1 protein-coding gene is annotated in these 901 nt (G+C 61.7%); it reads left to right on the top strand.

Annotated elements, in window-relative coordinates:
• Positions 1-239: 239 nt before the first annotated feature.
• The coding region (locus NKJ89_RS35605; protein ID WP_352609077.1) for a class I SAM-dependent DNA methyltransferase at positions 240-901 on the top strand (662 nt) is incomplete at its 3' end.

Here is a 901-nt window from a genome sequence, read left to right as displayed (position 1 = left end):
ATATAGCGGTCTGAATTGACGCCGTCCGACATTGTGTCAGATTCGTCGGGTCCTCGACACAGGCTTGTTTAGGCAATCTCTTGTCTTGCCTCGGGCCAAATAGCTGAAACAGCCACAAAAAATGTTTTCTTCGCCTCGTTCGGCCGATTGGCACGAGTTTTGAAGCCCTGGTTGCGAGGCGGCAGCAGGTGCCGACTGGCCCCGCCGATGACCATCTGCCCCTACACGGAGGAACTGGCATGAACACCCCCGATCAGCAGACGGCACTGGAACAAGCCGCACGAGAGCGCATCAAGGCTTCCCACTCCCTCGATGGCGACGTCGGTCTCTTGACCAGCTTCTATCGCGAATGGGCCAGTGCCTACGAGTTGGATGTCGGCCGCGACGGGTACTGCGGGCCGATGATCGTCGCGGAACTGGCGGGTGCCGTGCAGACGGCCTATTTGGCCAGGCAGCGAACTGCCATCGCAATCCTGGACGCCGGCTGCGGAACGGGCCTCGTCGGTGTGGAACTGGAACGCCTCGGCTTCCGGTTGATCGACGGGGTCGACCTCTCCGAGGAGATGGCCGAACAGGCCCGGCAAACCCGCGTCTATCGCCACGTCCGAGGCGATGTCGACCTTAACGGGTCGCTCTCCGACTACTCCAGCGCGAGCTATGACATTACGGTCTGCTGCGGCGTCTTCACGCTCGGGCATGTCCGACCGGAGGGCCTGCGCGAACTGGCTCGCGTCACGCGCCCGAGCGGATTCGTCATCGCAAGCATCCGCAAGAGCTATGCGGAGACCACATCCTTTGAAGACGAGGTGCGGCGTCTGCAGGATGCGGGGATCCTTGTGCTGGCACTGCGTCTAAACGACGGCAGATACGTCGCCGAGGAGGACGCGCACTACTGGGTTTT

The sequence above is a fragment of the Mesorhizobium sp. M0047 genome (genome assembly GCF_040323315.1).
In the GTDB taxonomy this organism is placed as follows: Bacteria; Pseudomonadota; Alphaproteobacteria; order Rhizobiales; family Rhizobiaceae; genus Mesorhizobium.
This window is presented reverse-complemented; position numbering and strand designations above follow the sequence as displayed.